Origin of the sequence: Klebsiella sp. X1-16S-Nf21 (assembly GCF_002837615.1) — a bacterium.
Classification (GTDB): domain Bacteria; phylum Pseudomonadota; class Gammaproteobacteria; order Enterobacterales; family Enterobacteriaceae; genus Klebsiella; species Klebsiella variicola.
Window position 1 is genome coordinate 1 of sequence record NZ_PJDK01000124.1, and the last position, 9,312, is coordinate 9,312.

Sequence of the window (9,312 nt, forward strand, 5' to 3'; positions counted from 1 at the left end):
CCACCCTTCCAGCCCCAGGCCGTTGACCACCACCACGTCGGCCTTGCTGAGCAGCGCACTATCTTTCGGCGAGGGCTCGAAGGTGTGTGGATCGCCGTCCGGGCCGACCAGCGTATCGACATGGACATGCTCGCCGCCGACCTGCTGCACCATATCACCCAGCACCGAAAAACTGCTTACCACGTTCAGCGTTTTTGCCATCGCCCCCTGCGCCATCAGCCCCAATGCCAGCGCCACAACCATTGCACTACGTTTCATCATTTCCTTACCCCATCAATTTGCGCCAGCCGATCAGCAGCCGACTATGCGTGCCAAAAAACAGCGAAATAAAAAACAGCGCGCTGGCGGTCAGCACGATGGCGGGCCCGGCGGGAAGACCGACCGCCCAGGAGAGACTTAATCCCAGCCAGGCACAGAGCGCACCGGAGAGCGCCGCCAGTAACAGAATGCCCGGCAGCGTTCGCGCCCAGCAGCGCGCGGCAACCGCCGGAAGCATCATCACCCCTACCGCCATCAGCGTGCCGAGCACCTGAAACCCCGCCACCAGATTAAGCACCAGCAGCGCCAGAAACAGTCCATGCAGCAGCGCGGGAAGGCGGGGGTGGTTCACCTGCAGCCAGGCGCTGTCGAACGCCTCGCTGACCAGACCGCGATAGCACAGCGCAATGCACAGCAGCGTCAGGCTGGCGACGCCGCTGACAAACAGCGCCGCGTCACGATCGACCGCCAGAATAGAGCCGAATAACAGATGCAGGAGGTCGACGCTGGAGCCGCGCAGCGACACCAGGGTGACGCCCAGGGCCAGCGATCCCAGATAAAATCCGGCAAAGCTGGCGTCCTCTTTTAACGGTGTCCGACGGCTCACCCACCCGGCCACCAGCGCCACCACGATGCCGGCGATGAAGCCGCCCAGGGTCATGGCCAGCAGCGACATGCCGCTCAGCAGATACCCCACCGCCACCCCGGGGAGAATGGCGTGCGACAGCGCATCGCCCATCAGGCTCATACGCCGCAGCAGCAGGAAGACGCCCAGCATGGTGGTGCTCAGCGACAGCGCCAGACACACCACCAGCGCCCGGCGCATAAAACCAAATTCAATAAAAGGCTGAAAGAAGGTGTGCCAGATCATGCCGACCTCGCATGACTGAAAGCCGGAAGTACCGCCCGGGTGACGCCCCAGCAGGCGCGTTGGGAAGTCAGCAGCAGCGTCTCGGGGAAAAAGTCGGCCACCCGCTGGTTATCATGCAGCACCGCCAGGATGGTCTGCCCCTGCTGATGCATCTCGAGGATCAATTCCATCAGTTCCCGGCAGGTCGCTTCGTCGATGCCGGTGAAGGGCTCGTCGAGCATCACCAGCGGCGCCTGCTGCACCATCACCCGGGCAAACAACATGCGCTGAAACTGGCCGCCGGAGAGCGCCTCAATCGGCGATTTCGCCAGACCCGCCAGCCCGACCCGCTCCAGCAACGCGCTGATACGTCGCCGGGTATCGCCGCCCAGACCGCGTAGCAGCGACACGCCGGGCCATGCGCCCTGACTCACCACATCCTGCACGTTGAGAGGAAACTGCGACTCGAGGGCATGGCGCTGCGCCAGCCAGCCAATCACCGGCCGTTTCCCCTGCCAGCGCAGGCGGCCACTGACCGGTGGTAGAAACCCGGCGAGCGTTTTCAGCAGCGTTGATTTTCCGCAGCCATTGAGGCCAACGATTGCTGTCAGGCTGCCGGGGCATATCATCCCGCTCAACGGTGGGGTGATCGCCACCCCGTCATAGCCAGCGACCAGTTGCTCCAGCTCAATCATGGCAGCGCCACCGCCCACCAGGTCGCTAACCATAGCGCCACCAGCAGCACGCCTGCGATGGTCGCGCGCGTCGCGCCGGAGGCCATAAAAACTGATGTGAACATATTTCACCTCCTTTAATGTTATAACATAACAATACAGAAGCGAAAAAAGAATGTAAATCAGTGTCAGTGGGCAGAAATGTAACAAAGGTCAACAAGAGGCATGCGGGCGGGAAAAAACGAGAGGTTAAGCGCGGCCTCCCCGGCGTCATCCCCCGGTCGCGCTGCGCTTACCGGGGCTAGCAACCGGATACCAGACCGTAGCCCGGATAAGGCGCTACGCGCCGCTATCCGGGGAGGTTCGAAATCTGTCAGTAACGTAGCCGCTGTGTTGCCGATGGGTGACAAGCTGTCATTGAACTCTCCCCCGGTCGCGCTGCGCTTACCGGGGCTAGCAACCGGATACCGGACCGTAGCCTGGCTAAGGCGCTACGCGCCGCTATCCGGGGAGGTTCGAAATCTGTCAGTAACGTAGCCGCTGTGTTGCCGATGGGTGACAAGCTGTCATTGAACTCTCCCCCGGTCGCGCTGCGCTTACCGGGGCTAGCAACCGGATACCGGACCGTAGCCTGGCTAAGGCGCTACGCGCCGCTATCCGGGGAGGTTCGAAATCTGTCAGTATCGTAGCCGCAGTGTTGCCGATGGGCGACAAGCTGTCATTGAACTCTCCCCCGGTCGCGCTGCGCTTACCGGGGCTAGCAACCGGATACCGGACCGTAGCCCGGCTAAGGCGCTACGCGCCGCTATCCGGGGAGGCGCGGAATCTGTCAGTAACGTAGCCGCTGTGTTGCCGATGGGTGACAAGCTGTCATTGAACTCTCCCCCGGTCGCGCTGCGCTTACCGGGGCTAGCAACCGGATACCGGACCGTAGCCCGGATAAGGCGCTGCGCGCCGCTATCCGGGGAGGCGCGGAATCTGTCAGTAACGTAGCCGCAGTGTTACCGATGGGCGACAAGCTGTCATTGAACTCTCCCCCGGTCGCGCTGCGCTTACCGGGGCTACCAACCGGATACCAGACCGTAGCCCGGATAAGGCGCTACGCGCCGCTATCCGGGGAGGCGCGGAATCTGTCAGCCCGATGAAAATCAGTACCCGCCACGGGCCTGAGAAACCGCCAGGCCCAGTTGCCAGACGGCCATCGCGTAGTGGGTGCTGTGGTTATAGCGGGTGATGGTGTAGAAGTTCGGCAGCCCGTACCAGTACTCATAGCCGGTGCCGACATCCAGCCGTAGCAGACTGGCCTGCTGATGGTTACCCAGCGGCTGGGTTGGGGTTAGCCCCGCCGCCGCCAGCTGCGACACGCTGTATTTGGTTTTGAAACCATTCTCCAGCCCCGGCGCCTGGCCCAGCGCCTGCACCGCCACCAGATCGCCGCTCACCCAGCCATGCTGTTTGAAGTAGTTGGCCACGCTGCCGATGGCATCCACCGGGTCCCACAGGTTGATATGGCCGTCACCGTTAAAATCGACCGCATACTGCTTATAGGAGGACGGCATAAACTGGCCGTAGCCCATCGCCCCGGCGAAAGAACCTTTCAGATCCAGCGGGTCGTCGCTTTCGCTGCGCGCCATTAACAGGAAGGTTTCCAGCTCCGACGAGAAGTATTCAGCGCGGCGCGGGTAGCTAAATGACAAGGTCGCCAGCGCATCAAGGATGCGGGTTTTGCCCATCACCCGACCCCAGCGAGTCTCCACGCCGATAATGCCGACGATGATTTCCGGCGGCACGCCATAAACCTGATAAGCGCGGTTCAGCGCATCCTGATACTGGTTCCAGAACACCACGCCGTTCTGCACATTATCCGGGGTAATAAACTGTTTCTTGTAGCGCAGCCAGGCGCCGGTCGGCCCGGTCGGCGGCAGGCCGGTCGGCGCCTGACGATCCATCAGCCGCAGGACGTAATCCAGGCGCTTAGCCTGCGACAGGATCTCCTGCAGCTGCTGTCTGTCGAAGCCGTGCTTCGCCACCATCTTATCGATGAACTGCGCCGCCGCCGGATTGTTGGCGAAGTCGCCGCCCATCTGCATCACGTTATGCTGCGGTTCCAGCAAAAAGCCGCCGGTTCCACTCGCCATCTCCGTTTCCGCGGGGGTCTTGGGTTTGCTGCTGCAGGCAGCGAGGAGCACACAAAGGGGAAGTAAAGCCAGATAGCGACGCTTCAACATGGGAATTCCGTTTAACAAATTCAGCAAGGGATAATTATGGTAAAGCATGCGACGACCAACAAGAAAGCGACAATCCGTTTGTAGACAAAATAGTCCTTCACCGACCCCTTCCCGGCATGCTGCCATGCGCCTCATCGTTTCATCCTCTTGCCTTCAAACTTTCAAAATAAAATATTTATCTTTCATTTTGCGATCTATTTAACACTTTAAAACCTTTCAAAATGATTAAAATCAGCCTGCAGTTAGCAAGAAAAATAACACGCTGAAGGAGAGAACAATGATTGACGTCGTTACCCACGGCGCGGAGTGGTTTATCGGCCTGTTTCAGAAAGGCGGCGAGGTATTTACCGGCATGGTGACCGGGATCCTCCCCTTACTGATCAGCCTGCTGGTGATCATGAACGCGCTGATCAACTTTATCGGCCAGCAGCGGATCGAAAAACTGGCGCAGCGCTGCGCCGGAAATCCGATCTCCCGCTATCTGCTGTTGCCCTGCATCGGCACCTTCGTTTTTTGTAACCCAATGACCTTAAGTCTCGGCCGCTTTATGCCAGAGAAGTACAAGCCCAGCTATTACGCGGCGGCGTCCTATAGCTGCCACTCGATGAACGGTCTCTTTCCACATATCAACCCCGGCGAGCTGTTTGTTTATCTCGGCATCGCCAACGGCCTCACCACGCTTGGCCTGCCGCTTGGTCCCCTGGCGGTGAGCTATCTGCTGGTTGGGCTGGTGACCAACTTCTTCCGCGGCTGGGTCACCGACCTGACCACCTCTATTTTCGAGAAAAAAATGGCGATTCAGCTTGCCCGGAAAGTGCATCTGTCAGGAGCGACATCATGACCCGCATTCGTATTGAGAAAGGCACCGGCGGCTGGGGCGGCCCGCTTGAGCTCGACGTCGTCGAGGGCAAAAAGATCGTCTATATCACCGCCGGCACCCGCCCGGCGATCGTTGACCGCATCGCCAGCCTGACCGGCTGGCAGGCGGTGGACGGTTTTAAAGAGGGCGAACCGGCGGAAAGCGACATCGGCGTGGCGATTATCGACTGTGGGGGTACCCTGCGCTGCGGGCTCTATCCCAAGCGCCGTATCCCTACGGTGAATATCCATGCCACTGGCAAATCGGGGCCGCTGGCGCAGTATATCGTCGAGGATATTTACGTCTCCGGGGTGAAAGAAGAGAACATCAAACTGCTGGAAGATAGCGGCGAGACGGCAGCGCAACCACTCCCTGCCGCGGGCCGCGATTATGACGCCAGCAAAAAGATCACCGAACAGAGCGACGGCCTGCTGGCTAAGGTCGGGATGGGGATGGGATCGGTGGTGGCGGTGCTGTTCCAGGCCGGACGCGACACCATCGACACGGTGCTGAAAACCATTCTGCCGTTTATGGCCTTCGTCTCGGCGCTGATCGGCATCATCATGGCCTCCGGCATCGGCGACTGGATTGCCCACGGCCTGGCGCCGCTTGCCAGCCATCCGCTGGGGCTGGTGACCCTGGCGCTGATCTGCTCCTTCCCGTTGCTGTCGCCATTTCTCGGCCCCGGCGCCGTTATCGCCCAGGTCATCGGCGTGCTGATCGGCGTCCAGATCGGCCTTGGCAACATTCCACCGCACCTCGCCCTGCCCGCGCTGTTTGCCATTAACGCCCAGGCCGCCTGCGATTTTATCCCGGTAGGCCTGTCGTTGGCCGAGGCCCGTCAGGATACCGTGCGCGTCGGCGTGCCGTCGGTGCTGGTCAGCCGCTTCCTCACCGGCGCGCCAACCGTGCTGATCGCGTGGTTCGTTTCCGGATTTATTTACCAGTAAGAGGTTCCTGAAGATGACCGTCATTTACCACACCACCATTACCCGCATCGGCGCCTGCGCGACGATGGCGCTGGAAGAGCAGATGCTGATCACCTTCCGCGAGGGCGCCCCGGCGGATATCGAAGAGTATTGCTTTATTCACAACCACGGCGAGCTTGCCGGCCCCCTGGCGCCGGGCGCAGAGCTGCAGCTCGGTGACAGGCGTTATCCGGTGACCGCCGTCGGCGAGGTCGCCGAACAAAACCTGCGCGAGCTGGGCCATATCACCCTGCGCTTCGACGGCCATCGTGAAGCGGAGTTTCCCGGAACTGTTCACGTCGCCGGCCCGGTGCCGGACGCTATCGCGACCGGCTGCGTACTGAAATTTGTTGCTTAGAAGGAGAGAAAGATGAATCAGGTTGCTGTTGTCATTGGTGGCGGACAAACCTTAGGAGAGTTTCTGTGCCGCGGTCTGGCCGCCGAGGGCTACCGCGTGGCGGTGGTCGATATTCAAAGTGAAAAAGCCAGCCGGGTCGCCCAGGAGATCAACGCTGAATATGGCGAAGGCACGGCATACGGCTTCGGCGCCGACGCCACCAGCGAAGCCAGCGTCACTGCCCTGGCTCACGGGGTGGATGAGATTTTCACGCGCGTCGACCTGCTGGTGTACAGCGCCGGGATTGCCAAAGCGGCGTTTATAAGCGACTTCGCGCTGGGGGATTTCGACCGCTCGCTGCAGGTGAACCTGGTGGGCTATTTCCTCTGCGCCCGCGAGTTCTCGCGGCTGATGATCCGCGACGGCATTAAGGGACGCATCATTCAGATCAACTCGAAGTCCGGCAAAGTGGGCAGTAAGCACAACTCCGGCTACAGCGCGGCGAAGTTCGGCGGCGTCGGGCTGACCCAGTCGCTGGCGCTGGATCTGGCGGAGTACGGTATTACCGTCCATTCGCTGATGCTCGGCAATCTGTTGAAATCGCCGATGTTCCAGTCGCTGCTGCCGCAGTATGCCACCAAGCTCGGTATCGATGAGAGCGAAGTCGAGCAGTACTACATCGATAAGGTGCCGTTGAAACGCGGCTGCGATTACCAGGATGTGCTGAACGTGTTGATGTTTTACGCCAGCCCGCAGGCGTCGTACTGCACCGGGCAGTCAATTAACGTTACCGGCGGCCAGGTGATGTTTTAAAAGGTTCCCGGATGGCGCTGCGCTTATCCGGGCAAAAAAACCATAGATACTGTTATCGGTTTGCAACGGTTTTGGTTGGGGAAAAACATGTGCTTTGTGTTAATTCCGAGCACATTGCGCTCCCGATATTTCTTCTGCGTTATGGCTCTCATGGCGCAGGGAGCGCACAGAGGGCGGCCAGTCGCCGCCGCCCTCTGTACTCCCGGGCTCTGGCCGCCAAAATCGCCACTTCGTGGTACCTTCGACTTATCCCGGCAGGCTCCGGGTCGGGCCGAGGCAGCGTCCCTGCAAATCACGGCCCTCAGCCCGCATCCATGCGGGCTGCCCCGGCCTTCCGGGAACGTCTCAGCGATTTTGAGGCCACCAACACCGCAGTTTCAGTAGCCATGGTTACAAGATAGAGATCTTAAGCTCACAATGGCACGGACCGTAGGCCGGATAAGGCGCAGCCGCCATCCGGCGCGAAAGTAGCTCTTTACCCGCGGTTATTGCCCGGCGGCGCTACGCTTGCGCGGGCCTACAGATCACATGCCAGCGTAGGTCGGGTCAGGCGCTAGCCGCCACCCGACAAAAAACGGTACCGGGGTTGTACCCGATACCCCACCTTCAGGAGACATTATGGTTACCACATTAATCACCGTCGCCGCTATCGCCTGGCTGACTCAGCTGGCTTTCGGCGGCTGGCAAATTCGCCGCTTCAATCGCGCCTTTGATAGCCTTTGCCAGCAGGGCCGCGTTGGCGTCGGCCGTTCCTCCGGGCGCTTTAAACCGCGCGCGATTGTCGCTATCGCCGTCGATGAAAACGATCGTATTTGCGACACGCTATTGATGAAGGGACTCACCGTCTTCGCCAGTCCGCAAAAAATCCCCACGCTTAGCGGTAAACATCTCAAGGAATTGCAGCCTGATGTGATCTTTCCCAATGATCCGCTCTGTCAGAATGCACTATCATTAGCGCTTAATCCGAAACATGCATAATTTCGTTGTGAAAGTTAATATCTTGCGAAATTATCACTTCGAAACTTAAACGCAGGATACAACGCCTATGAAACCACGTCAGCGCCAGGCAGCCATTCTCGAGCACCTGCAATCGCAGGGCAAATGCTCGGTCGAAGAGCTGGCGCAACACTTCGACACCACCGGCACCACTATCCGCAAGGATCTGGTGATACTGGAGAATGCCGGGACCGTCATCCGCACCTACGGCGGCGTAGTGTTGAATAAAGACGAGGCCGACCCGCCTATCGACCACAAGACGCTGATCAACACCCATAAGAAAGCGCAGATTGCCGAAGCCGCCGTGCGCTACATCCACGATGGCGATTCAATCATCCTCGACGCCGGCAGTACCGTATTACAAATGGTACCGCTGCTGAGCCGCTTCAATAACATCACGGTGATGACCAACAGCCTGCATATCGTCAACGCCCTTTCCGAGTTCGATAACGAGCAGACCATCCTGATGCCGGGCGGCACCTTTCGTAAAAAATCGGCTTCATTCCACGGCCAGCTGGCGGAAAACGCTTTCGAACAATTCAGCTTCGACAAACTGTTTATGGGCACCGATGGCATTGATCTGGTGGCAGGCGTTACCACCTTTAACGAGGTGTATACCGTCAGTAAGGCGATGTGCAACGCCGCCCGCGAAGTGATCCTGATGGCCGACTCATCAAAGTTTGGCCGTAAAAGTCCCAATATCGTCTGCGGCCTTGAACGCGTGGATAAGTTGATTACCGATGCCGATATTGACCCTGAATTCCAGCGGGCGCTGGAAGCCAAAGGTATTGAAGTCATTATTACTGGAGAACATCATGAGTAACTTTTTGTTAGAGGCCGGACGCCAGACCCTGATGCTTGAGCTGCAGGAGGCGAGCCGCCTGCCGGAACGCCTGGGCGACGACTTCATCCGCGCGGCGGAAACCATCATCCACTGCGAGGGCAAACTGATTGTCTCCGGTATCGGTAAATCCGGCCACATCGGTAAAAAGCTGGCGGCAACCTTCGCCAGCACCGGCACCCCGGCCTTTTTCGTCCATCCGGCGGAAGCCCTGCACGGCGATCTCGGCATGCTCGACAGCCGCGACGTGATGCTGTTTATCTCCTACTCCGGTAGCGCAAAAGAGCTGGATCTCATCGTGCCGCGGCTGGAAGAGAAATCCATTCCGCTGCTGGCGATGACCGGCAAATCCACCTCGCCGCTGGCGCTGGCGGCAAAAGCGGTGCTGGATATCGCCGTGGAGCGCGAAGCCTGCCCGATGCATCTGGCGCCGACCTCCAGCACCGTCAACACGCTGATGCTGGGCGACGCGCTGGCGATGGCGGTGA

11 protein-coding genes are annotated in these 9,312 nt (G+C 59.6%); 7 read left to right on the plus strand and 4 right to left on the minus strand.

Annotated features, from left to right (window positions below; all coding sequences use genetic code 11):
- The 4 genes from CW267_RS28920 to mltB form a co-directional block, all read right to left on the minus strand.
- The coding region (locus CW267_RS28920) for a metal ABC transporter substrate-binding protein (RefSeq protein WP_165787483.1) at nt 1–258 on the minus strand (258 nt) is incomplete at its 3' end.
- A gap of 7 nt (nt 259–265) precedes the next feature.
- A complete protein-coding gene (locus CW267_RS28925; RefSeq protein WP_032740869.1) occupies nt 266–1,129 on the minus strand; it encodes a metal ABC transporter permease in 864 nt (287 codons plus the stop codon).
- Nucleotides 1,126–1,836 carry a metal ABC transporter ATP-binding protein gene (locus CW267_RS28930; protein ID WP_165787482.1) on the minus strand — a complete coding sequence of 237 codons (711 nt, stop codon included), beginning with the start codon at nt 1,834–1,836 and terminating at the stop codon, nt 1,126–1,128. The genes CW267_RS28925 and CW267_RS28930 overlap by 4 nt, the downstream gene beginning before the upstream one ends.
- A 1,094-nt stretch (nt 1,837–2,930) precedes the next feature.
- Nucleotides 2,931–4,010 (minus strand): lytic murein transglycosylase B, encoded by a 1,080-nt coding sequence (gene mltB / locus CW267_RS28945; RefSeq protein WP_012540785.1) that lies wholly within the window; start codon nt 4,008–4,010, stop codon nt 2,931–2,933.
- Between the two features lie 277 nt (nt 4,011–4,287).
- On the opposite strand from mltB, the gene CW267_RS28950 reads away from it, so the two are divergent.
- From CW267_RS28950 to CW267_RS28985, 7 genes are all read left to right on the plus strand, one after another.
- Entirely contained in the window at nt 4,288–4,851 is a 564-nt protein-coding gene (locus CW267_RS28950) for a PTS glucitol/sorbitol transporter subunit IIC (RefSeq protein WP_022065932.1), read from the plus strand.
- Nucleotides 4,848–5,819, plus strand: a complete 972-nt coding sequence (locus CW267_RS28955; protein ID WP_012540783.1) for a PTS glucitol/sorbitol transporter subunit IIB — start codon at nt 4,848–4,850, stop codon at nt 5,817–5,819. Before CW267_RS28950 ends, CW267_RS28955 begins: the two co-directional genes overlap by 4 nt.
- A 13-nt stretch (nt 5,820–5,832) precedes the next feature.
- Nucleotides 5,833–6,195, plus strand: coding sequence for a PTS glucitol/sorbitol transporter subunit IIA (gene srlB, locus CW267_RS28960; RefSeq protein ID WP_048964376.1), 363 nt, complete (start codon nt 5,833–5,835; stop codon nt 6,193–6,195).
- Nucleotides 6,196–6,207: 12 nt separating this feature from the next.
- Complete coding sequence (gene srlD, locus CW267_RS28965; protein ID WP_008806161.1) at nt 6,208–6,987, plus strand: sorbitol-6-phosphate dehydrogenase; 780 nt, start codon at nt 6,208–6,210, stop codon at nt 6,985–6,987.
- 618 nt (nt 6,988–7,605) lie between these two features.
- A complete protein-coding gene (gene gutM, locus CW267_RS28975) occupies nt 7,606–7,965 on the plus strand; it encodes a transcriptional regulator GutM (protein ID WP_023298118.1) in 360 nt (119 codons plus the stop codon).
- A gap of 67 nt (nt 7,966–8,032) precedes the next feature.
- On the plus strand, nt 8,033–8,806 hold the full coding sequence (gene srlR, locus CW267_RS28980) for a glucitol operon DNA-binding transcriptional repressor SrlR (protein WP_008806163.1): 774 nt from the start codon (nt 8,033–8,035) through the stop codon (nt 8,804–8,806).
- On the plus strand, nt 8,799–9,312 hold a 514-nt coding region (locus tag CW267_RS28985; RefSeq protein WP_133124764.1), incomplete at its 3' end, for a KpsF/GutQ family sugar-phosphate isomerase. The genes srlR and CW267_RS28985, both read left to right, overlap by 8 nt.